Source organism: Microbacterium sp. AR7-10, from assembly GCF_001878835.1.
Classification (GTDB): domain Bacteria; phylum Actinomycetota; class Actinomycetes; order Actinomycetales; family Microbacteriaceae; genus Microbacterium; species Microbacterium commune.
The window spans coordinates 70,115-94,459 of sequence record NZ_MJIR01000102.1 but is presented as its reverse complement, the minus strand read 5'-3'; the positions used below and the strand labels follow the sequence as shown (position 1 = coordinate 94,459).

At 70.6% G+C, this 24,345-nt stretch carries 22 protein-coding genes; all 22 read left to right on the top strand.

Annotated features, from left to right (window positions below; all coding sequences use genetic code 11):
* Window positions 1-16: 16 nt before the first annotated feature.
* The 22 genes from BFN01_RS13835 (at window position 17) to BFN01_RS13730 (ending at window position 24,330) form a co-directional block, all read left to right on the top strand.
* On the top strand, window positions 17-988 hold the full coding sequence (locus BFN01_RS13835; RefSeq protein ID WP_071644914.1) for a MoxR family ATPase: 972 nt from the start codon (window positions 17-19) through the stop codon (window positions 986-988).
* Window positions 988-2,250: a DUF58 domain-containing protein gene (locus tag BFN01_RS13830; RefSeq protein ID WP_071644913.1), complete on the top strand. Its 1,263-nt coding sequence runs from the start codon at window positions 988-990 to the stop codon at window positions 2,248-2,250. Before BFN01_RS13835 ends, BFN01_RS13830 begins: the two co-directional genes overlap by 1 nt.
* Window positions 2,247-4,634 (top strand): transglutaminase domain-containing protein, encoded by a 2,388-nt coding sequence (locus tag BFN01_RS13825; protein WP_071644912.1) that lies wholly within the window; start codon window positions 2,247-2,249, stop codon window positions 4,632-4,634. Before BFN01_RS13830 ends, BFN01_RS13825 begins: the two co-directional genes overlap by 4 nt.
* Complete coding sequence (locus BFN01_RS15990; RefSeq protein ID WP_071644911.1) at window positions 4,631-5,896, top strand: RDD family protein; 1,266 nt, start codon at window positions 4,631-4,633, stop codon at window positions 5,894-5,896. The genes BFN01_RS13825 and BFN01_RS15990 overlap by 4 nt, the downstream gene beginning before the upstream one ends.
* Window positions 5,893-6,702 carry a PP2C family serine/threonine-protein phosphatase gene (locus BFN01_RS13815; protein ID WP_071644910.1) on the top strand — a complete coding sequence of 270 codons (810 nt, stop codon included), beginning with the start codon at window positions 5,893-5,895 and terminating at the stop codon, window positions 6,700-6,702. The genes BFN01_RS15990 and BFN01_RS13815 overlap by 4 nt, the downstream gene beginning before the upstream one ends.
* A complete protein-coding gene (locus tag BFN01_RS13810) occupies window positions 6,699-8,075 on the top strand; it encodes an FHA domain-containing protein (protein WP_071644909.1) in 1,377 nt (458 codons plus the stop codon). The genes BFN01_RS13815 and BFN01_RS13810 overlap by 4 nt, the downstream gene beginning before the upstream one ends.
* The gene (locus tag BFN01_RS13805) at window positions 8,072-9,730 is read left to right on the top strand and encodes a serine/threonine-protein kinase (RefSeq protein ID WP_071644908.1); all 1,659 of its coding nucleotides are present in this window, start codon (window positions 8,072-8,074) and stop codon (window positions 9,728-9,730) included. Before BFN01_RS13810 ends, BFN01_RS13805 begins: the two co-directional genes overlap by 4 nt.
* Window positions 9,727-10,440, top strand: coding sequence for a hypothetical protein (locus BFN01_RS13800; RefSeq protein WP_071644907.1), 714 nt, complete (start codon window positions 9,727-9,729; stop codon window positions 10,438-10,440). Before BFN01_RS13805 ends, BFN01_RS13800 begins: the two co-directional genes overlap by 4 nt.
* On the top strand, window positions 10,437-11,795 hold the full coding sequence (locus BFN01_RS13795) for an RDD family protein (RefSeq protein WP_071644906.1): 1,359 nt from the start codon (window positions 10,437-10,439) through the stop codon (window positions 11,793-11,795). Before BFN01_RS13800 ends, BFN01_RS13795 begins: the two co-directional genes overlap by 4 nt.
* 22 nt (window positions 11,796-11,817) lie before the next feature.
* Window positions 11,818-16,326 (top strand): FtsK/SpoIIIE domain-containing protein, encoded by a 4,509-nt coding sequence (locus BFN01_RS13790; RefSeq protein ID WP_071644905.1) that lies wholly within the window; start codon window positions 11,818-11,820, stop codon window positions 16,324-16,326.
* A 185-nt stretch (window positions 16,327-16,511) separates the two neighbouring features.
* Window positions 16,512-16,799: a WXG100 family type VII secretion target gene (locus BFN01_RS13785; RefSeq protein WP_083428829.1), complete on the top strand. Its 288-nt coding sequence runs from the start codon at window positions 16,512-16,514 to the stop codon at window positions 16,797-16,799.
* A gap of 81 nt (window positions 16,800-16,880) precedes the next feature.
* Window positions 16,881-17,216: a hypothetical protein gene (locus tag BFN01_RS13780; protein WP_071644904.1), complete on the top strand. Its 336-nt coding sequence runs from the start codon at window positions 16,881-16,883 to the stop codon at window positions 17,214-17,216.
* The gene (locus BFN01_RS13775) at window positions 17,216-18,538 is read left to right on the top strand and encodes a hypothetical protein (RefSeq protein ID WP_071644903.1); all 1,323 of its coding nucleotides are present in this window, start codon (window positions 17,216-17,218) and stop codon (window positions 18,536-18,538) included. The genes BFN01_RS13780 and BFN01_RS13775 overlap by 1 nt, the downstream gene beginning before the upstream one ends.
* Window positions 18,539-18,543: 5 nt before the next feature.
* Entirely contained in the window at window positions 18,544-19,032 is a 489-nt protein-coding gene (locus BFN01_RS13770) for a hypothetical protein (protein ID WP_143187258.1), read from the top strand.
* The gene (locus tag BFN01_RS15585) at window positions 19,029-19,616 is read left to right on the top strand and encodes a hypothetical protein (RefSeq protein WP_071644901.1); all 588 of its coding nucleotides are present in this window, start codon (window positions 19,029-19,031) and stop codon (window positions 19,614-19,616) included. Before BFN01_RS13770 ends, BFN01_RS15585 begins: the two co-directional genes overlap by 4 nt.
* The gene (locus BFN01_RS15580) at window positions 19,607-20,155 is read left to right on the top strand and encodes a hypothetical protein (protein WP_071644900.1); all 549 of its coding nucleotides are present in this window, start codon (window positions 19,607-19,609) and stop codon (window positions 20,153-20,155) included. The genes BFN01_RS15585 and BFN01_RS15580 overlap by 10 nt, the downstream gene beginning before the upstream one ends.
* A 102-nt stretch (window positions 20,156-20,257) precedes the next feature.
* Window positions 20,258-20,545, top strand: coding sequence for a WXG100 family type VII secretion target (locus tag BFN01_RS13755; protein WP_083428829.1), 288 nt, complete (start codon window positions 20,258-20,260; stop codon window positions 20,543-20,545).
* Between the two features lie 89 nt (window positions 20,546-20,634).
* Window positions 20,635-20,991 (top strand): hypothetical protein, encoded by a 357-nt coding sequence (locus BFN01_RS13750; protein ID WP_071644899.1) that lies wholly within the window; start codon window positions 20,635-20,637, stop codon window positions 20,989-20,991.
* A 12-nt stretch (window positions 20,992-21,003) separates the two neighbouring features.
* A complete protein-coding gene (locus tag BFN01_RS13745) occupies window positions 21,004-22,248 on the top strand; it encodes a hypothetical protein (protein ID WP_071644898.1) in 1,245 nt (414 codons plus the stop codon).
* Window positions 22,245-22,880 carry a hypothetical protein gene (locus BFN01_RS13740; RefSeq protein WP_071644897.1) on the top strand — a complete coding sequence of 212 codons (636 nt, stop codon included), beginning with the start codon at window positions 22,245-22,247 and terminating at the stop codon, window positions 22,878-22,880. The genes BFN01_RS13745 and BFN01_RS13740 overlap by 4 nt, the downstream gene beginning before the upstream one ends.
* Window positions 22,877-23,692, top strand: coding sequence for a hypothetical protein (locus tag BFN01_RS13735; RefSeq protein WP_143187256.1), 816 nt, complete (start codon window positions 22,877-22,879; stop codon window positions 23,690-23,692). Before BFN01_RS13740 ends, BFN01_RS13735 begins: the two co-directional genes overlap by 4 nt.
* Window positions 23,689-24,330 carry a hypothetical protein gene (locus tag BFN01_RS13730; RefSeq protein ID WP_071644895.1) on the top strand — a complete coding sequence of 214 codons (642 nt, stop codon included), beginning with the start codon at window positions 23,689-23,691 and terminating at the stop codon, window positions 24,328-24,330. Before BFN01_RS13735 ends, BFN01_RS13730 begins: the two co-directional genes overlap by 4 nt.
* Window positions 24,331-24,345: the final 15 nt, after the last annotated feature.

Here is a 24,345-nt window from a genome sequence, read left to right as displayed (position 1 = left end):
AGAAGGACACCGACGCATGAGCATGACCCCCGAACAGGCTGCCTGGTTCCAGGGCACCTTCCACCGCCTCGTCGAGAACGTCGACAAGGCACTGCAGGGCAAGAGCGAGGTCGTCGGTCTCGTCATCGCCGCGATGCTCGCCGAAGGGCACGTGCTGCTCGAGGACGCGCCCGGCACCGGCAAGACCAGCCTCGCGAAGGCCCTGGCGGCCACGGTGCAGGGCACCAGCTCGCGCATCCAGTTCACGCCCGACCTGCTGCCGTCCGATGTCACCGGCGTGACGATCTACGACCAGCGTGAGCACCGCTTCGAGTTCCACAGGGGCCCGATCTTCGCATCCATCGTGCTGGCCGACGAGATCAACCGCGCCTCGCCCAAGACCCAGTCGGCGCTGCTCGAGGTGATGGAGGAGTCCCGGGTCACCGTCGACGGCGTGACCCACGAGGCCGGGCGACCGTTCCTCGTCATCGCCACCCAGAACCCGATCGAGCAGGCCGGAACGTACAAGCTGCCCGAGGCTCAGCTCGACCGCTTCCTGATCAAGACGTCGATCGGATACCCCGACCTGGAGGTCGCCGAGCGGATCCTCGCCGGCGCCTCGCAGCGAAACCCGTCGGCCGGGCTGGCCGCGGTGATCACCACGAGTGCGGTGGCCGACATGGCCGACCTGGGCGCGAGCGTGCACGTCGAGCCTGCGGTGCTGCGCTACACGGCCGAGCTCGCCGAGGCGACCCGCGCCGATTCCGCCATCCGTCTGGGTGTGTCGGTGCGCGGTGCGATCGCGATGATCCGCATCGCGAAGGTGTGGGCCGCGGCGCACGGCCGGCACTACGTCCTGCCCGACGACATCAAGGCGCTCGCCCGTCCCGTCTGGCAGCACCGTCTGCTGCTCGACGCCGAGGCCGAGTTCGCGGGCACGACCGCCGAGAGCGTGATCGGCCGGGTGCTCGAGAACGTCGCAGCGCCGCAGGCCCGCGCCGCGGTCTGATGTCGCAGGCGACGGTGGCGGAGGGGAAGGCCTCCGCAGAGCAGCAGGCGGGCTGGCGCGATGTCGCCGCCGTGCTCGGCGGACGTGCCCTGCAGCACCTTGAGACGGCCGCACGCGTCGTGCGTCCGCTCGGATGGATGCTGATGGCACTCACCGTGCTGTTCTGGATCGTCGGTGCCGTGCAGGGCTGGCGCGAGCTCGTCGTCGCCGCCTGGGTGATGGCGTTCCTGCTCGTGATCTGCGCGCTCTTCCTCATCGGCCGCACGCAGTACGACGTGTCGCTCGACCTGGCTCGCACCCGGGTCGTGGTGGGGGAGCGCGCGATCGGCGCGTTGAAGCTCGAGAACCGCGGCACGCGAGCGATCCTCCCGTCGCGTGTGGTGCTGCCGGTCGGCGCCGGCCGGGGGGAGTTCTCGATCCAGCGCCTCGCCGCCGGTCAGAGCGCCGAGGAGCTGTTCGCCATCCCCACGCAGCGCCGTGGTGTGGTCGAAGTCGGGCCGGTGAGCGTCGTGCGCGGCGACCCCCTGGGGGTGTTCGAACGCGCCCACCGACGCGACGACCCCGTCGATCTGTTCGTGCATCCCCGCACCGTGCGGTTCGGCGGCCAGTCGCTCGGCTTCCTGCGTGATCTCGAGGGCCTCCCCGCCACGGATCTCTCGCGAGATGACGTGTCGTTCCACGCGCTGCTCGAGTACCAGCCGGGCGACGACCTGCGCCACGTGCACTGGCGCTCGACGGCGCGCACCGGCACCATGATGGTGCGTCAGTTCGAGGAGACGCGTCGGTCGCACTTCGTGATCGGTCTGTCCCGCTCGCGCGGCGACTACCGCGACGACGACGAGTTCGAGCTCGGCATCTCGATCGCCGGCTCCATCGGGCTGCGCGCGCTGCAGGACTCGCAGCGCGTCGACGTGCGCGTGCAGGGCCGCGAACTGGCATCCGGCACCGGCAAGCAGCTGCTCGACTCGCTCTCGGCCGTCGAGCAGTCCAAGGCACGTGAGGGGGGTATCGCCGAGCTGGCCGGCGTGGTCTCGGCCACGATGCCGCTGGCCAGCGTCGTCGTGCTCGTGTGCGGGGATGCCGTCGACGTCGAGGATCTGCGCCGAGCCTGCGCTCGGCTGCCGTTCGGTGCGCGTGCGCTCGCCGTCGTCGCCCGCTCGGGGCTCGACCGACCCGAGCTGCGCCGCATCGGCGAAGCGGATGTCGTGACCGTCGGCGCCCTCGACCAGCTCCCCGCCGCACTGCAGAGGGTTCTCGCATGACCGCTCCGATGACCACCTCGTCCCGCCTGCGCCGCGGCTGGATTCTCGACCTCGTCGCCGTCGGGATGCTGCTGATCGCCGCGCTCATCGGCTTCTGGACCACGTTCGCCGGGCCGAGCTTCCTGCTCGCCGCCGTCGGAGGGGTCGTCCTCGGGCTCGCCGTCGCCGCCGTGTGCGCATGGCGCGGGTGGGGAATCCTGATCATCACCGGCGCGACCGTCGCGGTCTACTTCGTCTTCGGCGGTGCGCTCGCGCTGCCGCACACGGCGCTGCTCGGCGTGATCCCCGCGATCGACACCCTGGTCGGGCTGGCGACGGGAGTGATCACGTCGTGGAAGCAGCTGCTGACCACCGTGGCGCCGGTCTCGGCCGCAGACGGCCACCTGCTCGTGCCCTTCCTGATCGGCCTCGTGGCGAGCGTGGTCGCGGCGTCGCTCGCGCTGCGGCTGCGTCATCTCGCCTGGTCGCTGCTGCCGATCGTCGCCGCGCTGTTCCTGGTGATCGCGCTGGGCGTGCCGACAGCGGCCTTCCCGCTCGTGCAGGGGATCGCGATCGCGGCGGTCGCCGCCGGCTGGCTGTCGCTGCGCTCCTGGTGGGCGCCGCAGTCGTCGGCGGTCAACGTCAGCGAGGCGGACCCGGCTCGCGCGAGGCACATGCGCACCCGCAGGCTCGTCGGCGGTCTTGCGGTCGTCGCGGTCGCAGCCGGCGCCGGTGCCGGAGTGAATGCGATCGCCGCGGATTCCGCACCGCGGCACGTGTTCCGCGACGCGATCATCCCCCCGTTCAACATCCGCGACTACGCGAGCCCGATGCAGGGCTTCCGCAAGACGGTCCGAGACCAGAAGACCAAGACGCTGTTCACGGTGACCGGGCTGCCGGAGGACGCACGCGTGCGTCTGGCGGCGATGGACGGCTGGGACGGCGTGGTCTACAACGTGACCGACGGCGGCCCCGGATCATCCAGCGCCTTCCTTCCCCTGCGCAGCGACATGGCGACCGGTGTCGAGGGCGTGCCCGCGCGGCTGCGTTTCGAGATCGCCGACTACTCCGGGGTGTGGCTGCCGGGCACCACGGTCGTCGACGACGTCACGTTCGACGGCCCGCGTGCGGATGAGCTGCGCCGCAGTGCGTACAGCAACACCGCGACCGACACGACGGTCGTCACCGCAGGCCTGAAGAAGGGCGACGCGTACACCGTCGACGCGATCATCGCGCCGAAGGTCGGCGACGAGCAGCTCAAAGACGCGCCGTTCGCGAACATCAAGCAGAAGGTCTCGTCGTACTCGCCCGAGGATCTCTCGGCGACGGCGGCCGACATCGTGACCGACGCCGAGACGCCCATCGAGCAGGCCAGGGCCCTCGAGACGTATTTCGCCGAGGGCGGGTTCTTCAGTCACGGTCTCGAGGGCGAGGTGCTCTCGCGCGCAGGACACACCGCCGAGCGGATCAGCACTCTGCTCGGGGGAGATCAGATGATCGGCGACGACGAGCAGTACGCCGTCGCCATGGCGCTGGCCGCGCAGGAGGTCGGGATGCCGGTGCGCGTCGTGATGGGCTACTACCCGGATGCCGGTCGCAGGAACGAGCCGGTCTTCGCCGCGACCGGTGACGACGTGCACGCCTGGGTCGAGATCGCGTTCGAGGGCTTCGGATGGATCCCGTTCGACCCCACGCCTCCCGAGGACAAGGTCCCACAGGACCAGAACACGAAGCCGCGCGTCGATCCCAAGCCGCAGGTGCTGCAGCCGCCACCCCCGCCGCAGGAGCCGGTGGATCTGCCGCCGACGGTGCCCGACGACCGCAAGGCGGAGGACGAGAGCCTGAACGTGCTCGGCATCATCGGCCTGATCCTCGCGATCGCGGGGATCTCGCTCGGCGTGCTGCTGCTGCTCGCATCGCCGTTCATCGTGATCGGTGCGTGGAAGGCGGCGAGACGCCGCGCCCGCCGCAACGCGCAGCGCCATTCCGACCGGATCAGCGGCGGCTGGGACGAGCTGACCGATCGCGCGATCGATCACGGTGCGCGCATCCCCCCGGGCGGCACCCGTGTCGAAGAGGCCGGTGTGGTGGCATCCGTCCTCCCTCTGCCCGCGGCCACGACGCTGGCCGAGCGCGCGGACGGCCAGGTCTTCGGGCCGGGCGAGCCGACCGCCGAGGAGGTCGAGGCGTTCTGGCGCGAGGTCGACGAGGCGGTGAACGGCATGCGCAGCGCGACCACCTTCTGGGGGCGGATGAAGGCGCGGCTCAGCGTGCGCTCGCTGACCGGGAACGGCAGGGTGAGCGAACGCGTCCAAGAGCTCAGGGACGCCGCGGCCGCCCGCGTGCGCCGTGAACCTGGCAACATCGACAAGAACAGCCCGACGGCCGAGAGCGAGACCCCATGACGACGATTCCCCCCGGCGACGTCGCGCCGACCTCGCGACGGGTCATCGCCTACATCATCGATGCGCTGATCGCCGCCGTGCTGCCGATGCTCGCCCTGGTCATCACGGTGACCATGACGGTCGGCGCGCTGCGAGACCCCGAGTCGGCCGCCGGCGCGATGGTCTCCGTGGCGGTGGTGTCGGGCGTGTTCGGCCTGCTGATCCTCGCCTGGTTCGTGATCTACACACTCATGCAGACCGGACGCGGGTCGATCGGCATGCGCGCGCAGCGCATCCGGCTCGTCCGCGCGGCCGACCTCGCGCCCGTGACCTTCTGGCGTGCGCTCCTGCGCAACGTCGTCTTCGCCGTGACGGGTGCGTTCGTGGTCGGGATGTTCTCGCCGCTCTTCGACGGATCCGGCCGCTATCAGGGCTGGCATGACAAGGTCGGCGGGGCCGTGATGCTGGATGCCGCGGCCGTGCCCGCACGCGACGCCGCGGCCGACGCGTCGACGGCCACCGCGCTCCCCTCGCCGCCGAGGCCACCGGCGCCCGACGCACGCGCCGGTGTCGCGACACCCCCCGCGTCCGCGGCGCCGAGCGCTGCGCTGCGTCCGGATGCCGTCGACGAGACGGTCGTGCCGCCCAGGCCCTCCCCGGCGGCTGCGACGGCTGCGGCCGACGAGGCACCCGACCAGACGGTCGCGGCTCCGCGTCCCGGCGCCGATGTGCCGGGCGACCCGCTGATCTCGTTCGTCCCCGGGGTGACGCAGCCCGGCGGGTCCGCGACGTCTGCAGCCCCGGCGGTTCCGCCCCAGGCTCCGACGATCTCCACCCCGGCTCCCACCGGTCCCGCCCCGGCCGCACCCCCTGCCCCGGCCGCACCGCCTGCCCCAGCCGCGCCGGCCACGCCGGCCACCGCCGACGACGACGTCGAGTCGACGCGGATCAGCATCCCGGGTCACCGCCTCGTGTTCACCTGGGACGACGGGCAGCGCGTGACGGTGGCCGGGCGCACCGTGTTCGGGCGCAACCCCGAGCAGGAGCCGGGCGCGGTGGTCATCTCCGTGCGCGACGAGACCCTGTCGCTGTCGAAGACGCACTTCGAGGCGGCCTCCGCGCCGTCCGGCGGCTGGATCATGGATCGGCAGTCGACCAACGGCACCGTGGTCGTGCGCGAAGGCGTGCGCATCGCATGCCCGCCAGGACAGCGTGTGCCGCTGCGCCTGGGCGACGCCGTCGAGATCGGCGACCGCATCCTCACGATCGGCGGCTTCGCATGACCGCGCCCGTGCTCGTCAACTCCGGCGCGGCGACCCACACCGGGCGGCGCCGCGTGCTCAACGAGGACGCGCAGCTGGCATCCGCACCGGTCTTCATCGTCGCCGACGGGATGGGTGGTCACGAGGCGGGAGAGCGCGCGAGCGCCGCGGTCGTCGACGAGTTCGCGACCCTCGTGGGCCGTGAGGCGCTCAGCCTCGACGACGTCCGCCAGACGCTGGCCAGGGCACGCGAGGTCGTCGAGCACCTCGCGACGTCCGGCGAGTCGCGTGCGGGCACCACCCTCAGCGGCGTCGTCATCTCGTCGGTAGACGGGCTGGGCTACTGGCTCGCGGTCAACATCGGCGACTCGCGCACGTACCGGCTCGCCGACGGCGAGATGGAGCGCATCACGGTCGACCACTCGGTGATCCAGGAGCTCCTGGACTCGGGTGAGCTGAGTCCCGAAGACGCACCGCACGACTCCCGGCGCAACATCATCACGCGTGCGATCGGCGCCGGCAGCACGGGCGACGCCGACTTCTGGCTGTTCCCCGCCGAGCGGGGCGACCGGATGCTCATCTGCACCGACGGCCTGACATCCGAGATCGGCGAAGCGCGCATCCGTGAGGTGCTGCAGAGCGAACCCGATCCGCAGCGTGCGGCCGCGCAGCTCACCGCCGACGCGGTGCAGGCGGGCGGCCGCGACAACGTCACCGTCGTGGTCGTGGATGCCGTCTCGGTCGCCTCACGGCCGGGAACCATCGTGCTCTCGGACGTCGACGACGACACCAGACCGCGGGAATCGTTGAATGGAGGGGTTCGATGAACCAGTTCGCGTACCGACCCGGCAGCTGGCAGGTGATCGCGGAGCAGCACGGCATGATCGCGGTTCCGGGCGACACTCCGGTCGAGAGGGTCGCCGCCCTGTCCGGGCTCATGCACGACGGCGCACCCCAGCTGACCGAGGTCATCGACGTCCTCACGGGTGGCAGGATCGCGTCGCTCGGCTCGTTCGTCGTCGCCCTGCTCGGGGACGGCTTCGCGCGTCTCGCCGTGCGCGGCGACGTCACGGTGACCGTGGCCGGCACGGAGGGCGACGAGGTCGTCTCCGGGGCTGAGATCAGCACCTGGACCGAGCGGTACATCACCGACCCGCGTTCTTTCCTCGTGTCGCTCGAGGACGGCCAGTCGACCACCTCGCTCGTCGTGCGCTCCGGCACGGTGCTGGCGGCGTCGGTCGCGTTCCCCGGCGACGACCTGCCCGCAGCGGAGGGGCGTGCCGGCGTGCAGACGGCAGCGGCAGCGCCGGCCGAGGTGAGTGCTCCGGTCGTCACGCCGCCGGCGGATGCGGAACCCGTCGAGGCGACGCCGGCCGACAGCGTGACGCCGCCGGCTGACGCGGCGGCTGACCCCGCAGAAGCACCGGATGCGCAGCCTGATCTCGCACCGGCTGGACTCGCGCCGGCGGCCGAGGCCGACGCGACGGCAGGGGAGGCGGACGTCCGAGACCCGGAGCACGCCGATCCAGTGCAGACCGAGGCGATGCCCGTGACTGCCGCACCGGATGCTCCCGCCGTCGACGCAGGATTCCCGACCCTCGTCCCCACCGAGTACACCTTCGCGCCCGCGCCGCCGTCTTCTCCAGACGACGACGTCCTCGACGCCACCGTGCATTCCGTGCCGCGGGGCCCCGCCGCCGCCCCCGATGCGCCCGCGGGCGACCACGACGGTTCGACCATCTCTCTCGCCGAACTGCGGCGCATGCGCGAGGCCGGCGAGGCGCCAGGGCAGGCCGCACGAACCGCCGGGCCCGACACGCCGACCGAGGTGCTGCCGGCCGTGGAGAACTCGGCCGTCGCCCACGGGGCCGCCCGCCTGTCGACCGGTCAGGTGGTCGCGCTCGATCGCGTCGTGATCATCGGACGGCGCCCTCGCGCCACACGCGCGAGCGGCGACAGCCTGCCGCATCTCGTGGCTGTCGACAGCCCCCAGCAGGACATCTCGCGCAGCCACCTCGAGATCCGCCCCGAGGGCGATTCCGTCGTGGTCATCGATCTGCACACCACGAACGGCTCGACGCTGCTGCGCCCCGGCGCCGACCCCGTGCGCCTGCACCCCGGCGAGCACACGCTCGTGCTCAGCGGAGACGTCGTCGACCTCGGCGACGGGGTCACCGTCACCTTCGAGGGACTCACATGAATCGCACGCCGTCGCCTCCGCCGCAGCTGCCCGGCTTCACGTACCTGCAGCCGCTGGGAGCGGGCGGGTTCGCCGACGTCTTCCTGTACGAGCAGGAGATGCCGCGCCGCAAGGTGGCGGTCAAGGTGCTGCTCGCCGACCGCATCACCACGGGGGCGGCCCAGGAGTTCACCGACGAGGCGAACGTCATGGCCATGCTGTCGACCCACCCGGCGATCGTCACGATCTACCAGGCGGGGGTCGCCGGTGACGGCCGGCCGTACCTCGTGATGGAGTACTGCCCGCGACCGAACCTGCAGGCGCGTGCGCGTCGCGAGCCGTTCTCGGTCGCCGAAGCGCTGCGCGTCGGCATCCAGGTCGCCGGAGCCGTCGAGACCGCGCACCGGGCCGGAGTGCTGCATCGAGACATCAAGCCGGCGAACATCCTCGTCACCGAGTACAACCGGCCCGCGCTCACCGACTTCGGGATCGCGTCGACCGCCGGCGCCGTCACCGAGGCTGCGGGCATGTCGATCCCGTGGTCGCCGCCGGAGTCGTTCGCCGAGCCGCCGCGCAGCGGACCGCGCACCGACGTGTACGCGCTCGGCGCCACGGTGTACACGCTGCTCGCCGGCCGCTCGCCGTTCGAGCGTCCGGGGGAGCGCAACACGAGTGCCGACCTCATCGAGCGCATCGAGCGGATGGCTCTTCCCGTGCTCGCGCGCGCCGATTCGCCGGGCAGCCTGCAGGCGACCCTCGCGCGCTCGATGGCGAAGAACCCCGACGATCGCTATCCGAGCGCGGTGGCCTTCGCACGGGCGCTGCAGAAGGTGCAGATCGAACTCGCGCACTCCGTCACCCCCATCGACATCGTCGACGAGCATCCCTCCGCCGACGAGATGCGCGACGACGACGACGGCCTCACCCGCGTGCGGGAGGTGCAGTCGATCAGCCCGGACAGCCCCGCGGCGACCCGCCCGTCGGCGGCGACCGAGCCGCGGCTCGCCGGCGGAGGCATGATCGGGGTGCCCCGATTCGACACCCCCGCGCCGCAGGAGTCCGCAGAGCACACCGTGCGGAGGGCATCGGCACCTGCGGCACCCGCACCGCCCATGGACGATGACGAGCGCACCCTGCTGCGGCCGCCGACCGTCCTCTCGCCGAGTGCGCCCGGCACGCCGAGTGCCGCGAGCATCCCCCCTCTGGCGCCCGCGGACACGGCAGCGGCGGCGTCCGCCGCAGAGAAGCTCCCCACGGGCCGGCGTCGCGTGGCACCGTGGCTGTGGGCCGCGGCGGTGGCCCTCGTCGTCGTGATCGGCGGCGGCATCTGGCTGGGCGGCAGCCTCAGCACGGCGGCGCGGTCCACGGCTGCGCCGGTCGATGGCGAGGAACCCGCCCCGCAGGACGTCATCTCGGGCATCGTCCCCCCGGTCGACGATGTCACCGGCACCCGCAGCGGCGACACGGTGACCTTCACGTGGAGCAACCCCAGCCCGGAAGAGGGCGACTCGTACATCTGGGCCGAGGTGACGCTCGACGGCACCCTCCAGGCGCAGACCACGGAGAAGACGACCGTGACCCTCGACGGGCCGCACCCCGGCCGCACGTGCATCGACGTCAGCCTGGTCCGTGCTGATGGTCGGTCCGCGCAGGAAGTGAGAGGGTGCGTCGGATGACCGCTGTGACCGTGGAGTTCGCAGGAGAGTACTTCCCCGTCGACACCTCGACGTCGTTCACCGTGGGCAGGGAGGGCGATCTCGAACTCGACGACAACCTCTTCCTGCACCGTCACTTCCTCGAGATCGCGCACGACGACGGTCTGTGGTGGCTCACGAACATCGGCAGCCGCCTCTCGGCGACCGTGACGGACTCGGCCGGCGGCGTGCAGGCCTGGCTGGCACCCGGCGCCCGTCTGCCGCTGGTGTTCGAGCGGACCACGATCGTCTTCACCGCCGGACCGACCACCTACGAGATGACCGTGCACTCCGCCGAGCCGCCGTTCCGCGCGGTGCGCCGCGAGGCCGAAGGCGACGGCGTCTCGACGATCGGCGCGGTGCCGCTGACCGAGAGTCAGAAGCTGCTCATCCTCGCCCTCGCCGAGCCGCAGCTGCGCCGCGACGGAACGGGGATGAGCGAGATCCCCAGCTCGGCCAAGGCGGCGCAGCGCCTGGGCTGGACGGTCACGCGCTTCAATCGCAAGCTCGACAACGTGTGCGACAAGCTCGACCGGATCGGTGTGCCCGGCATGCGCGGCGGTCAGCGCAGCTTCGCCACGAACCGGCGCGCGCGGCTCGTGGAGCACGCGATCGCCTCGCGACTGGTGACGCGAGAGGACCTCGCCATGCTGGACGCGCCCCAGAGCGAACCCGAAGGAGAGCTGGATTGATCTGGGAGATCGACGACGGCGAGAAGCAGATCGAGGGCCTCGATGCCACCGGGCACCCCGACCCCGGATACGCTGCATCCCTCGGCCTGCTGCCCGCGCCTTTCGGGCGTCGGACGATGGCGACCCTGGCGGAGCTGCTCGTGCTCGCGCTGTTCGCCCTGCCGGCGCTGCTGGTGGCGACGCCGGCGCTCGCCGAGATCCTCAGCGGGGCCGGTGATGCGGGCGCGATGCTGGCCGACGGGGCACTGGTGTGGCCGATCGTCACCCTCGCCGTCGGCAACGTGCTCGCCACCGTGTTCATCGTGGTGCAGCTCGTGCTGCTCGGGCGGAAGGGAGTGACGGCGGGCAAGGCCGTCTTCGGCCTGCGTACGGTCAACGTCCGCACCCTGGAACGCCCCGGCTTCTGGCGCGGCGCGGTCGTGCGCTACCTGGTGCTGTCGCTGTCGTTCCTGCTTCCGCTGCTCGGGCCGCTGCTCGTGGTGGCGCTGTCGCCCTTCTTCGACTCCGAACGCCGCGGCCGCAGCTGGCTCGACCAGGCGGGTGCGACGTGGATGGTCGACGTGCGCCGCGGGCTCAACCCGTACGACGTGAAGCGCATGCGCATCGCCCGCAAGTCGGTGCGGATCACCGAGCACGCGAGCGGACCCGCGCTTCCCTCCCTGGCCACCCCGGTCGAGCGAGACGCTCCAGCCCAGTACACCCCGTCGGGACGGCTGTCGGGCGGCGTGATCGGCGCCCACCGCAGGATGTCGCCGCCTCAGCCCGGCGCGCCCGTCACGCCCGGCGTGCCGTCCTCGTCGGCAGCCACGCCCGCCGCGCCGGCAGCCGCGACGCCGTTCGCGCCCGCCGTCGCGCCGACCGGAATGGTGGATGCCGTGCCGCCGCCCCTCGTGGCCGGCCAGCTGCTCGACTCCTTCGCCCCGAGTCCTGCGGCGCCGACACCGCCGAGCGCAGCCGGCTCCGATGAGCCGGCGCCGAGTCCCGCGGCGGCTGCGCCCACGGCATCCGCAGCCGGCGGGGTTCCCTCGGTGCGCGCGGTGCTGCGTCTCGACGACGGAAGCCGCGTCGAGGTGCGCGGTGCCACGCTGCTCGGCCGCGCCCCGGCTCCGGTCGCGGGGGAGGGCGCTGTGCAGCTCGTCGCCGTGGCGGACGACACCCGATCCGTGTCGAAGACCCATCTCGCGATCCTCCCGTCTCGACGAGGAGTCCTCGTCGTCGACCGAGGATCCACGAACGGCAGCGCCGTCGTCCGCGACGGCTCCGACCTGCCCCTGACCCCCGGCGATCCGGTGCCCGTGCAGGCCGGCGACGTGGTCCGCTTCGGCGACCGCACGCTGACCGTCGAGCGGGCATGACAGTCGACAACCAGGAGAACCGATGAGAATCAAGCTGACGCTGCGGCGCCCGGGTGTCCCCCTGACCGACATCGTCGTCATGGCGGACTCGACGGCCACGGTCGCCGACGTCGCCGGGCAGATCGCCGGCACCGACCCGCAGCGCTCGGTCGTGGCATCCAGCGGCGACGTGCTCAGCCTCTCGGTCGCCCCACCCACCAGCGACGAGCTCATCACCCTCAACCCCGACCTGCTGATCGGCGACGCGCCGGTCGGCTCGGGATTCCTCGCCGAGGTCGTCAACCTCGGCCCCAACCGCGCCGCCACGGCGATGCTGTCCAGCCGCGCGGCGGCACTGCTGACGGTCGTCTCGGGGCCGGCCGCCGGGCAGGAGTTCCCGCTGCCGGTGGGACACTTCTTCATCGGCCGCGACCCCTCCAACGACGTGGTGCTCACCGACCCGCTCGTCTCGAAGCGACACGCGCGCATCGAGGTGGCATCGACCTTCGTCGAGATCGTCGACCTGAACTCCGCGAACGGCATCCTCGTCGACGGCGGGCTCGTGCAGCGGCTGAGAGTCATCCCAGGCCAGAAGTTCACGCTCGGCGACTGCGAGCTGGTCGTGCACCTGGTCAGCGACTACGACGGCTCGGCCGCCGCCGACCCCGTGCTCGAACGCGGCGGAGCACTGCTGTTCAACCGCAGCCCGCGCGTCGAGGAGCGCTACACCGGGGCCGACCTCGACGAGCCGCGGTACCCGAAGGACCAGGTGCAGCGGCTGTTCCCGTGGCCGATGCTGATCGCCCCGATCCTGCTCGGCGCGGCGATGTTCTTCATCTTCGACAACCCGCGTTCGCTGCTGATCATGGTCATGTCGCCGATGATGATGTTCGGCAACTACATCTCGCAGAAGACCCACATCGGTCAGCGACTGCGCAAAGAGGTGGAATCGTTCGAGGAGCAGTTCGAACGCCTCGAGGAGAAGCTCTACCACGCCCAGCCGCGCGAGCGCGAGGTGCGCCAGGCGGAGGTGCCGGCCGTGGCGATCGTCTTCGACGAGTCGATGCGCCTGGGTCCCATGCTGTGGACCCGGCGCCCCGAGCACTGGAACTTCCTCGCCGTTCGCCTCGGCACCTGCGAAGACGAATCGCGCACCAAGGTCAAGCGCGCCGAGGTGCCCGAGGCGCTGGTCGAGTACGTCGAGCGCGTCGACCGGCTCGAAGACCGCTACCGGATGATCAGCGACGTGCCGATCCTCGAGTCGCTGCAGAGCGTCGGCTCGATCGGCGTCGCGGGCCCCACCTCGTCGGCCAGCGACGCGCTGCGAGGGCTCGCCGTGCAGCTGTTCGGCATGCACTCGCCCAACGAGCTCGTCACCGTGGCGATCACCGAGCCGGGCTGGGCGAATGAGCTCGACTGGCTGAAGTGGCTGCCGCACACCTCGAGTGAGCGCAACCCGTTCAAGGACGTGCCGCTGGCCGACTCGGCATCGACGGGCGCCGCGCTGCTGAACGGGCTGGAAGAGCTCGTCATGCGCCGGGCGAAGGCGGCATCCGCTCCCCGCCCTCCCTACGGCGACGACTGGGACCCCACGCTCTTCGGCACCGACGTGAAGCGCGCTGCAGAGGAGGCGAGCTTCCCCGGCCAGACCGCCGTGCTCGTCATCATCACCGACGACGCACCCGTCGACCGCGCTCGGCTTACCCAGATCCTCGAACGAGGGGCCGACGTCGGCGTCTACGGGCTCTTCGTCGCGCCCGTCGTCGAGGCGCTGCCGGCCGCATGCCGCAGCTTCATCGACGTCACCGGCGGACTCGAGAACGCGCGCGTCGGTACGGTCCGCAACGGCGTCTCGTACACCGGCGTGCAGGTCGAGGGCGTGTCGCACGCGTACATGACGATGTTCGCGAAGCGCCTCGCTCCCGTCGTCGATTCGAGCACGGTCGTCGAGGACTCCTCCGACATCCCGAACTCGGTGATGTTCCTCTCGCTGGTCGGCGGCGAGGTGGCATCCGACCCGACCGCGGTCATCGACCGCTGGCGGCAGAACAACACCATCATCGACCGCTCCGGCACCCCGCAGTCGCGGCTGAAGAAGGCCGGCAACCTGCGCGCGATCATCGGGCAGTCGCAGACGGATGCCATGACCCTCGACCTGCGCACGCAGGGCCCGCACGCCCTCGTGGGCGGCACCACGGGCGCGGGGAAGAGCGAGTTCCTGCAGGCGTGGGTGCTCGGCATGGCCGCAGCGCACAGTCCCGACCGCGTCACGTTCCTGTTCGTCGACTACAAGGGCGGATCGGCGTTCGCCGACTGCGTCGACCTGCCGCACACGGTCGGCCTGGTCACAGACCTCAGCCCGCACCTCGTGCGCCGGGCGCTCACCAGCCTGCGCGCCGAGCTGCACCATCGCGAGCACCTCTTCAACCGCAAGAAGGCCAAGGACCTGCTCGAGCTCGAGAAGCGCCGCGATCCCGACACCCCGCCCGCGCTCGTGCTCGTGATCGACGAGTTCGCCGCACTCGCCGGCGAGGTGCCCGAGTTCGTGGACGGCGTGGTCGACATCGCCCAGCGCGGGCGCTCGCTCGGCATCCACCTGATCATGGCCACGCAGCGGCCCGCCGGTGTGATCAAGGACAATCTGCGCGCCAACACGAACCTGCGCGTGGCTCTGCGGATGGCCGACGAGTCCGACTCGAAGGACGTCGTGGACGACCCGATCGCGGCATCCTTCCCGCCGTCGATCCCCGGTCGCGGCATCGCCAAGACCGGACCGGGGCGTCTCGTGCCCTTCCAGTCGGCGTACGCCGGCGGGTGGACCACCGACGAGGCGCAGGTCGCCGAGGTGAAGATCGCCGAGCTGCGTTTCGGTTCGACCCAGCTCTGGGAAGCCGAGCAGGCTCCGGAGTCCGACTCGCACGATGAGGACCTCGGTCCCACCGACCAGAAGCGCATCGTCGCGACGCTGGTGAAGGCGTCCGCGCAGGCGGGTATCCCGGCGCCGCGCCGACCCTGGCTCGACGATCTCGAGCGGGCCGTCGACCTGCGCGACCTGCCGCTGCGCGGCGACGGAGAGATCCTGCTCGGCAAGATGGACGTGCCTGCACGGCAGCTGCAGGAGCCGACGTACTTCGTGCCCGACAGGGACGGCTCGCTGCTCGTGTACGGCACGAGCGGATCGGGCAAGTCGACCGTGCTGCGCACCCTGGCCATCGCCGCCGGCCACGACCCGAAGAGCAGCGTCGAGGTGTACGGCCTCGACTTCGGCTCGGGGTCGCTGCGCAGCCTCGAGGTGCTGCCGCACGTCGGGTCGATCATCGCCGGCGACGACGCCGAGCGCGTGCAGCGCATCCTGCGCTCGCTCGCCCGGGTGCTCGACGACCGCGGCAAGCGGTTCAGCGCGGCGAACGCCGCCAGCCTCACCGAGTACCGCGAGATCACCGGCCGCGACGAGTCGCGCATCCTCTTCCTGATCGACGGGTTCCCGCAGTTCCGCTCCGAGTGGGAGTCGACCACCGCCCGGATGCCGTTCTACCAGACGTTCATGCGCATCCTCGGCGAGGGCCGCCCGCTGGGCGTGCACGTGGTCGCCACCGCCGATCGCTCGGGCTCGGTGCCCACGGCCGTGAGCGCGAACGTGTCGCGACGGGTGGTGCTGCGCCTGGCCGACGAGTCGGCGTACGCGATGCTGAACGCGCCCAAGGACGTGCTCGACGAGCGCTCCGCCCCGGGCCGCGCCATCATGGACGGACTGGAGACCCAGATCGCCACGCTGGGCGGCACGCCCAACGTCGCCGAGCAGACCAAGCTGCTCGAGAAGCTCGCGGCCGAGCTGCGTGCGGCCGGAGCGCGCGAGGTCGCCGAGATCGGCGCGCTGCCGACCCGGCTCTCGGTGCGCGATCTGCCCGAACGCCTGGGCGAGTTCCCTGTGCTCGGCGTCGCCGAGGACACCCTGTCGGCGCGCGACTTCGACCCCGTCGGCACGTTCGTGGTGGCGGGGCCGCCGCTGGCCGGCAAGACCAACGCGTTGAAGGCGATGATCACCTCGATGCGCCGGTTCGATCCGGAGGTCAGGCTGTTCCACTTCGGCGGACGCCGCTCGCAGCTGAAGGAGTACGCCGACTGGACCCGCAGCGCGGTGACACCCGACGACGCGAAGGAGCTGGCGAAGGAGATCACCGAGCTCATCGCGGACGACGCCCTCCCGCTGCGCGTGATGATCGTGGTCGAAGACGTGCCGCAGTTCGCAGACAGCCCCGCCGAGCGTGAGATGAAGGCGCTGTTCCAGGCTGTCAACCGCAGCGACCACTTCCTCATCGGCGACGCCGACGTGACGCAGGTCACGAGCGGATTCGGCTTCATCGGCGACTTCAAGGCCGGCCGCAAGGGTGTCATCCTCAAGCCTGACTCGTTCGACGGCGACGCGGTGTTCAAGGTGCCTTTCCCCAAGGTCAAGCGCACCGACTTCCCCGAGGGTCGCGGCATCTTCGTGCAGGCCGGTCGCCAGGTCACGGTGCAGCTGCCGCTGGTCGAGGGGGATGCGCTGGCGTGAGAGAGCGGACCTTCGCGATGCGCCGTGCAAGCGCGGCCGCAGGCCGCAGGCCGCAGTGCGGCTGGTGTCGACGCCGTCCTGACGATGGGGAGTTGTCCCCATGGCTCGGTGGTGCGCGCATCTTGTAGCTTGGTGATGTCGGGCCGGGGTGGTCCGGACTCAACGATTTACCGGAGGTGTTGACGATGGCCGATTTCGGTGCGTCTTATGCGGAGATGGAGCAGGTGGCGTCGTCGCTGTCGCAGGCTCGTGATGACATTCAGGGTCAGCTGGACACCCTGAAGGGGCAGGTGGACACGCTGCTGGGTGAGGACTTCAAGACGCAGCACGCGTCGGGCAAGTTCGGTGAGGGCTACGGTGAGCTGACCACGGGTCTGAAGACCGCGGTGGACGGCATCAACGACATGTCGGAGTCGCTGCTGGGCATGATGCGCGCGATCCAGGATCTGGATCAGCAGCTCGCCGGCGGCTGAGTCCGCACACCAGAACCAGTACAGACTCGACGTCGAGGGCCGGCTGACTAGGCCGGTCCTCGCCTTCGATGGGGGAATCCGATGGACATCATGCTCGACCGTGCTCGCCTCCGCGAGGCGCTGACAGGCCTCAACGCCGCCATCACCGCCTTCGACGAGGCGGCGGCGATCAACAACGATCTCGAGGAGGCGGTCGATCGCCCCGACGACCGCTCGTCACTGCGCGACAAGGTCGGCGACTTCGAGTCGGCATGGAACCGCAAGCGCGACAAGTTGAACGAGAATCTCGGCTCGATCCGCGACCAGCTCACGTCGATCGTCGACAACTGGGACCAGTGGGACACCGAGACCGCTGCCGAGCTCGAGAGCGCCGGCTCTGAGCAGACCACCAGCGCCCGGATCGCGAGGATCCAGTGATGCGATCTCCGAACACCGACGTCGAACTGCGCCAGCTCGCCGGATCCGCCTCACAGATCTGGAGCAGAGGCGACAACTGGGTCACGCTCGGCACACAGATGAATGAGACGGCGGGTGAGCTCACCGCGATCGGCGATTCCTCGGTGCACAAGAGCAAGGGCACCGACAAGCTCGCGGAGATGGCTTCCGAGACCGCGGTGGACCTGTCGGCCGCGGCCGTGCGGTACACGGACACCGGCAAGGCGCTGCGCATCTACGCCGAAGCGCTCGAAGCGGCCCAGAGCTGGCTGCGCGCGAACGAGGACGACGTCCGCGACGCGGAGAACGCGTATCAGAACGCTCAGAGCTCGCACGAAGACGCCGTCGGTCGGCAGCGATCGCTCGAGCGCGTGATGCCTTGGGAGGACGATCCCGAACAGAGTGAGGTGGACGCGGCCGCCGGAGACGTCAGCGCTGCCGCCGCGACCCTCGGATCGGCCGAGCGGCATCGGGATGCGATGTGGACCGCATTCGACGACACCTTCGAGACATGGTCGGACGCATACGACGATGCCGTCGAGTCCATCGAGAAGGCCTACGAGACAGCCGGCAACAATGACGGCTTCTGGGAGTCCGTGGATGCCGTCCTGGACGTCCTCGCCGTGGTCCTGCTCGTCCTGTCGGTCATCGCGCTGGTGATCGGGGCTCCGCTGACCGGACTGCTCGGCGGGATCATCCTCGCCCTCTCCGCCGCCGTGCTGGCCCTCAACGTGCTCAAGTTCGCGTTCGGGAGGGCATCCCTGGGGGATGTGGCACTGGCCGCCGTCGGTCTTCTTCCGTTCGGCATCGGGAAGGTGCTCTCCCGCGGGCTTCCGACGCTCGGCTCGGCGATGAGCGCCGGCCGAGGTGCGGTCGTCACCGCTATCCGCAGCGGCCTGCCCTCGGTGGTGACCCGCCTGTCGATTCCGCTGACGCCGTTCCGGATCCCCATCTTCCACCCCCTTCGTGCGATCGGAAACGCGTTCACATGGCTGCGCGCGCCGGCGGTGGCGCGAGCGGGCCTGCCCGCTCCGAGCATGTTCGTCAACCCGCTCCGGGCCATCCCCATGGGCGGCACCGAGGCGGTGCAGGTGCAGACGTTCCTGCAGAGCATGCGCACCTCGCAGTGGGCGACCAACCCGGGGGTGCAGCAGACCATATCCGGCATCTCGCGCTCGCTGCCTGGACTGCCGACGCAGATCCTCAACACCGGTCTGTGGACCGGCTTCACCGCGAACGACATCGCTCAGCTCGCGGGCTGGTCGCCTGAGATCCCCGTGCTCTCCGGTGTGCGGGTAGGCTGACGCGCGTGCAGGCACTTCCCCATGAGACTGTTCGACGCGCCCGGCTTCGCACGACGGTGGTGCTGATCGCGCTCGTGCAGCCGGTGCTGCTGATCCTCTTCCTCATCGCATCGCTGATCTGGACCGGTGGACAGGTCCTGCGCGACCAGTCCGCGCCCTATGACCAGATCCTTCTGTTCCCCGTCGTTCCGGTTCCGGGCTGGCTGCTTCTCGTACTGGCCGGGCTGCTCGCCATCGGCTCCGCCGTGTACTGCGTCGGCACCGAGATGCTCGACGCGCGCAGCGTCGTCGGCCTGCTCGGTCCCGTGCTGGCATCCTGCGTCACCGCGCTGTTCTTCTTCGCGGCTCAGACGGTTGAGGATGACCCGAACCTCCTCGTCGCCCTCATCGTCGACGTCGTGGCGCTGATCCCTCTGGCGATCACCGCGATCCGCTTCGTCCCCGAGTACGAGCGCAGACGCCAGGCGGACACGCTCCCCGAGGGATACGTGTGAGCGCGCCGCAGCCCACGCAGGACGATCCCCGGGGCTACTCGATCCTGATGCCGAGCGGGTGGAGCCGCTACCGAGTGGATGCCGACGGCAAGGCCGCATTCCAGGCCAAGGCCGTCGCCCGGATGAAGGCGATCGGCCGTCCCGATCTCGACGTGCAGATGCGGCTGCTGATCTCGGAGCAGTGGAAGCAGCTCGAGCGTACGAAGGCATTCGCCGTGTACCTGCCCGACCAGGAGACGAACGAGTGGCGGCCGCCGATCTCGATCGCCGCGCGCAAGGTGGCGGGCTCGGTCGGAACCGACTTCGAGACCGAGGTGCGCAACCGGTTCGGCGTCGTCCCCGAGAAGGTCTCCACCCCGCTCAGCGAGATCCTCCGGTGGCGCAGCTCGCACAGCGGATCCGGTGAGCTCGCGGAGGTCCGCACCGTCACTCTCGGCTACGCATTCCCTGCACCCGTTCCGCAGGCGCGGCTGGGTCTGGTCTTCATCGCCGTGCTGCCTCACCCCGATGACGTCGAACCCGATGTGATCGAGGGCAGCGTCGAGCTCGTCGACACCATCATGGAGACCTTCCGATGGCGATGAACGCGCTCTCCATCGAGGCGCTCGAATCGTGGCTGCCCGTCCCGCTCGCCTTCCCGGAAGGTCCCTGGCCGGACGTCGAGGAGTGGGCTGCTCAGATCGGGGACGTGCTGCCAGACGACGGCGGCCGGGCTTCCTTCGCAGCGGCGCTGCGGGAACTGCAGGCGGTTGCGCCGCCCCTCCCCGGCGCCCAGGCGCGGCTGCTGTGGCTGGGAGATCTGGCTCGACCGCATGTCGCGCACGTGTACGTGAGCCCAGGAGCGTCGGAGGTGGATGACCTCGTCGCCCTCGCTGACGCAGGGCTGGGGCTTCTCGTGCAGACGGTCAGCCGAACAGAGGTCGAAGGCTATGACCGCTCGGTCCTGGCGGTGCTCATCGGCGACGAGCAGGATCCGGTCGTCTGCGGCCGATTCCTCGGCGACCAGGCCGGGATGATGGTCGTCGTGGACCTGCTGACCCATGAGCCCGGCGTGCTCGCCCTCGCGCTCGACGATCTGCGCGACCTCTTCGCCGCAGTGCGGCTGGTGTCGACGCCGTCCTGACGATGGGGAGTTGTCCCCATGGCTCGGTGGTGCGGGCATCTTGTAGCTTGGGGGTGTCGGGCCGGGGTGGTCCGGTTCGGATGATTTTCGGAGGTGTTGACGATGGCCGATTTCGGTGCGTCTTATGCGGAGATGGAGCAGGTGGCGTCGTCGCTGTCGCAGGCTCGTGATGACATTCAGGGGCAGCTGGACACCCTGAAGGGGCAGGTGGACACGCTGCTGGGTGAGGACTTCAAGACGCAGCACGCGTCGGGCAAGTTCGGTGAGGGCTACGGTGAGCTGACCACGGGTCTGAAGACCGCGGTGGACGGCATCAACGACATGTCGGAGTCGCTGCTGGGCATGATGCGCGCGATCCAGGATCTGGATCAGCAGCTCGCCGGCGGCTGAGTCCGCGCACGCAGTCCCGAGGGGCCGACCGATGATCGGTCGGCCCCTGTTCTGTTTCACCAGGGGTCGACACGACGGGAGGGGTCGCAATGGCCGATGGGATCTGGGTCCGCTACACCGAGCTGAGCGAGGTCAACGACCAGCTGAAGTCGATCGTGCAGGAGCTGACCGACGCGGCATCGCGCACCGCCGCGGTCCAGGAGGCGATCGGGTCGCCCTACGGCAAGACCAAGCTGGGTCGCCGGGTGCACGACTTCGAGAGCCGCTGGGACGACAAGCGCACCGAGCTCAGCACCGACATCGACAAGGTGCAGAAGCATGTGCAGGGCGTGCTCGACGGACTGCGGGACTGGGATGTCGAGACCGCTTCCCAGATGGAGATCGATGTGACCGGCGCGCAGAGCGAGGCGCGCCCGGCCGCACACGCCCCCGCGTCGGCGCGGTGACGGGAGACGGACATGCTTTCACCCAAGGGACGCCAGGTCGTCGCACTCGAGGGCGAGTCAGGCGCGATCCGGGCGCGCGGAACCGAGATCACGACGCTGGGCGAGCAGATGCAGACCAGCGCCGCGTTCCTGCGGCGATTGGCCGACCAGGCATCGGGGATGAAGGGCAAGGCCGTCGAGAAGCTGCAGGAGATCGTCGGCGACACCCACATCGAATTGGGTCGCGCCGCCGCCCTCTACCAGCCGACCGGCCCCATCCTCGTCGAGTACGCCGACGCGCTCGGCGAATACCAGCCGCGCATCCTCGTGCGCGTGCGCACGTGCGAAGAGGCACGAGCCGCATATGACGCGGCTCCCGGATACCTCGACCGGCCCTTCTGGGCGGAGCCTGCTCCGTGGCGCAGCGACGACGAGAAGCAGAGCATGGGCGAGCAGAATGAGGCCGAGGACCGCGAGAAGCAACGGCTGCACGACGAGTACCAGAGCGCCCTGAAGGACTTCGACACCGACGTCGACTCGTGGGAGGAGGTCTTCGACAGCACCGCCGACCGGATCGAAGACGCCTTCGACGGCAAGATCGAAGACAGCGCCTGGGACGACATCGACGGCGGCGTCGCCGTGTTCGTCCAGGTGCTGCAGGCGGCGGGCACCGTGCTCGCCGTCGCCGCCATCGTCATCGGGGGCCCCGTGATCGCCGCGATCAGCGCCGCCGTCGCGGTTGCGACCCTGGCGGCGGTCGCCTACCAGTTCTTCCGCGACGATGCGAGCGGGCCGGACCTCGCACTCGCGATCGTCGGCGTGATCCCGTTCGGCAGCGCGGGAAAGCTCTTCCAGGGCCGAAGCGGCGTGCTCAGCTTCGCCGGCGACACCTTCGCCGCCTTCAAACCCGCCACGTGGAGCGCCGCTGGAGCGCAGCTGCGCAGCGTCACCATGGCGGGGCGGTTCGCGGGCGGCGGCATGAGCGGGCTCGTGCAGAGCGGGCGCACGTTCTGGCAGCTGAACAACCCGGCCGGCGTCGGCGACGTGTTCAGCCGCTTCCTGCTCGGCAAGGACACCACGAAGCTCACCGGGATGGTCGAGACCATGACGGCGGGCTCGCAGGGCTGGGCGCGTTCGACCACCGTGCCGGCCGCGTGGGAGTTCACGCACATGATGATCGCCGGGCCGATCAAGATGACCGACAAGATCGCGAACTGGACCGGGCACGGCGATCAGGCGATCAGCAAGCGCGTGCCATGGCTGGGAGCAGTGCTGTGATCTCGTTCCCCTCCGGGTGGGCGCCCGGCACCTGGCGCATCACCGGCACCTCGCTGGACGCCGGCTGGCTCGCCCTGCCTGCGTTCGAGACCTCCGCCGAGGCCGCGGCATGGGTGGGCGAGAACACCGCGCTGCTGCAGACGGCATGGGCCCAGCACTGGACCCCGGATGCCGAGCCGCTCGTTCGCGAGATCCTGCGCGCCGGGCTCGCGCACCGGCGCAGCGACGACGCGCTCGCCTTCCAGGTGTGGCCGGCGCAGCATCCGGTCTGCGTCTTCGTGCACGTCGTGATGGCGCGAGGCGACGGCGAGCCGCCAGGACCCGGTGACGGCATCCTGTTCGAGTCCGAGGGGCTGGGGCCGGGCGTGCTCGTGCCACGAGCCGAGCGGATCGGCGACGCCGACGCGCTCGGCTACGACATCGTCTTCGCGTTCGACGACGACGTCGTGGTGATCGTGTCGGTCGAACCCACCTTCGCGGACCTGCTGGGCATCGTCTCGCCGTCGATCCAGGCGTTCACGGCATCGCTGCAGCTCGTGGGCCCCGACGAGCGCACCCGCCGGGCGCGCGCACCGCGCCTGCTGGAAGCGCAGCACGCCGACACCTGGGTTGATAGCCTGACCGCATCATGACGCTCACTCACCCGGACGCACGATCCTGGGCCCGCGCGCGCTCGGCCGCCGAGGAGCCGCGGCTCGGGATGCTGGAGGCGGTGGCCTTTCAAGAGCATCCCGACCTTGTGGCGACGTTCGGCAGCGACGGCGCGGCGGTCGCCGAGATCCTCACCCGGCGCACGCCGAGCCCGGCACAGCGCGGCTCCACTGCGGTGCTGGCGGTGCTGGCGATCACCGGCGTGATCGCTCCTGTCGCCGGCATGGCGGTGCTGGGCGCCGAGTCGTATCTCATCGACCGGGTGCCGGCGGCGACCTCGGTTCCCGTGGCCGCTGCCGCGTTCGCCGTCGGGGCGGTCATGCTGCTCGTCACCGGACTGCTGTGGCTGCGCAGCGGCGCCCGCTGGTCGGGCCTGGTGTGCGGCATCGCGGTCGTCAGCGCCATCGCCGCCGGCTTCGCCTCGGCCAGCATGCCGACCGTGGCCGCGCGCGACGGCTACCGGCTCGATCAGGTCATGCTCATACCTGTCTGGGGCGCTCTCGCGCTCGGCGCGCTGCTCGCCGTGGCCGTGCTGCTGCGCTTCCGGGTTCGCGCCGCTGAGGCGGCCCCCGAGTCAACCCGACCCGTGACCATCACAGACCGCGAACGCGCGGCGCGGGCAGTCGCCGCGCTGCCCGCCGACCAGCGCGGCTCCATCCAGCATGACCGCGACACCGCCCTGCAGATCCTGCGCGAACGCGGTTTTCTCGACGACGCCGCGCTGGAGCAGGCGCTGGCCGCGCCGCTGGGCACCCTGTTCACGCTCGACCCGATCCGAAGGAGCACGCCGTGACCGACGTCCCACACGGCTCCGCGACGCGCGTGGGCCTGCGCGAGCTGCTCGGCGGCAAACCCGACCCCGACTTCTCTCTCGTGCTGCCGCCCGGCTGGGTGCGTCGCGGCGTCGACGAGGACGAGCAGGAGCGGATGCTGGCGAAGATCCGCACGCGCACGATGCAGGCGCACCGCCCCGACCTCCTCGCCCGCCTGCGGGTGATGGTGGACCAGGCGTTCACCCAGATGCGCAAGGTGTCGACCTTGGCGATGTTCACGCCGGCGGACGAGGCGCCCGAGAGTGCATATCTCCCGGCATCGCTCACCGCGAGCGTCCAGCACGCCGAGGCCGGCCAGACGCTCGACTCGTACGTGCGGGCGGCCATCCTCGCCGACGGCGCCACGCCCCTGCTCGGGGACAAGCGCATCATGCGCATGGAACGGGAGACGACCGACATGCTCGACGGCGAGCAGCTGCGCGTCACGACCGTCGCCTATCTCACTCCGGTTCCCGGCAGCGGACGTCGACGCGCGCTGCTGATGACCCTCGTCCTGCTGCGCGGAGCGGATGTACCCGCCGACGACCCACCGCTGCTGCAGATGAAGGCACTGTTCGACCTGTGCGTGTCCACCCTCACCTGGATTCCGGCGGAGTGATCAGGCCCTGACGTC

What these genes read in the sequence shown, in the direction of transcription:
- BFN01_RS13835 (WP_071644914.1), top strand. Translation starts at nt 17, where the DNA reads ATGAGCATGACCCCCGAACAGGCTGCCTGGTTCCAGGGCACCTTCCAC.
- BFN01_RS13830 (WP_071644913.1), top strand. Translation starts at nt 988, where the DNA reads ATGTCGCAGGCGACGGTGGCGGAGGGGAAGGCCTCCGCAGAGCAGCAG.
- BFN01_RS13825 (WP_071644912.1), top strand. Translation starts at nt 2,247, where the DNA reads ATGACCGCTCCGATGACCACCTCGTCCCGCCTGCGCCGCGGCTGGATT.
- BFN01_RS15990 (WP_071644911.1), top strand. Translation starts at nt 4,631, where the DNA reads ATGACGACGATTCCCCCCGGCGACGTCGCGCCGACCTCGCGACGGGTC.
- BFN01_RS13815 (WP_071644910.1), top strand. Translation starts at nt 5,893, where the DNA reads ATGACCGCGCCCGTGCTCGTCAACTCCGGCGCGGCGACCCACACCGGG.
- BFN01_RS13810 (WP_071644909.1), top strand. Translation starts at nt 6,699, where the DNA reads ATGAACCAGTTCGCGTACCGACCCGGCAGCTGGCAGGTGATCGCGGAG.
- BFN01_RS13805 (WP_071644908.1), top strand. Translation starts at nt 8,072, where the DNA reads ATGAATCGCACGCCGTCGCCTCCGCCGCAGCTGCCCGGCTTCACGTAC.
- BFN01_RS13800 (WP_071644907.1), top strand. Translation starts at nt 9,727, where the DNA reads ATGACCGCTGTGACCGTGGAGTTCGCAGGAGAGTACTTCCCCGTCGAC.
- BFN01_RS13790 (WP_071644905.1), top strand. Translation starts at nt 11,818, where the DNA reads ATGAGAATCAAGCTGACGCTGCGGCGCCCGGGTGTCCCCCTGACCGAC.
- BFN01_RS13785 (WP_083428829.1), top strand. Translation starts at nt 16,512, where the DNA reads ATGGCCGATTTCGGTGCGTCTTATGCGGAGATGGAGCAGGTGGCGTCG.
- BFN01_RS13780 (WP_071644904.1), top strand. Translation starts at nt 16,881, where the DNA reads ATGGACATCATGCTCGACCGTGCTCGCCTCCGCGAGGCGCTGACAGGC.
- BFN01_RS13775 (WP_071644903.1), top strand. Translation starts at nt 17,216, where the DNA reads ATGCGATCTCCGAACACCGACGTCGAACTGCGCCAGCTCGCCGGATCC.
- BFN01_RS15580 (WP_071644900.1), top strand. Translation starts at nt 19,607, where the DNA reads ATGGCGATGAACGCGCTCTCCATCGAGGCGCTCGAATCGTGGCTGCCC.
- BFN01_RS13755 (WP_083428829.1), top strand. Translation starts at nt 20,258, where the DNA reads ATGGCCGATTTCGGTGCGTCTTATGCGGAGATGGAGCAGGTGGCGTCG.
- BFN01_RS13750 (WP_071644899.1), top strand. Translation starts at nt 20,635, where the DNA reads ATGGCCGATGGGATCTGGGTCCGCTACACCGAGCTGAGCGAGGTCAAC.
- BFN01_RS13745 (WP_071644898.1), top strand. Translation starts at nt 21,004, where the DNA reads ATGCTTTCACCCAAGGGACGCCAGGTCGTCGCACTCGAGGGCGAGTCA.
- BFN01_RS13735 (WP_143187256.1), top strand. Translation starts at nt 22,877, where the DNA reads ATGACGCTCACTCACCCGGACGCACGATCCTGGGCCCGCGCGCGCTCG.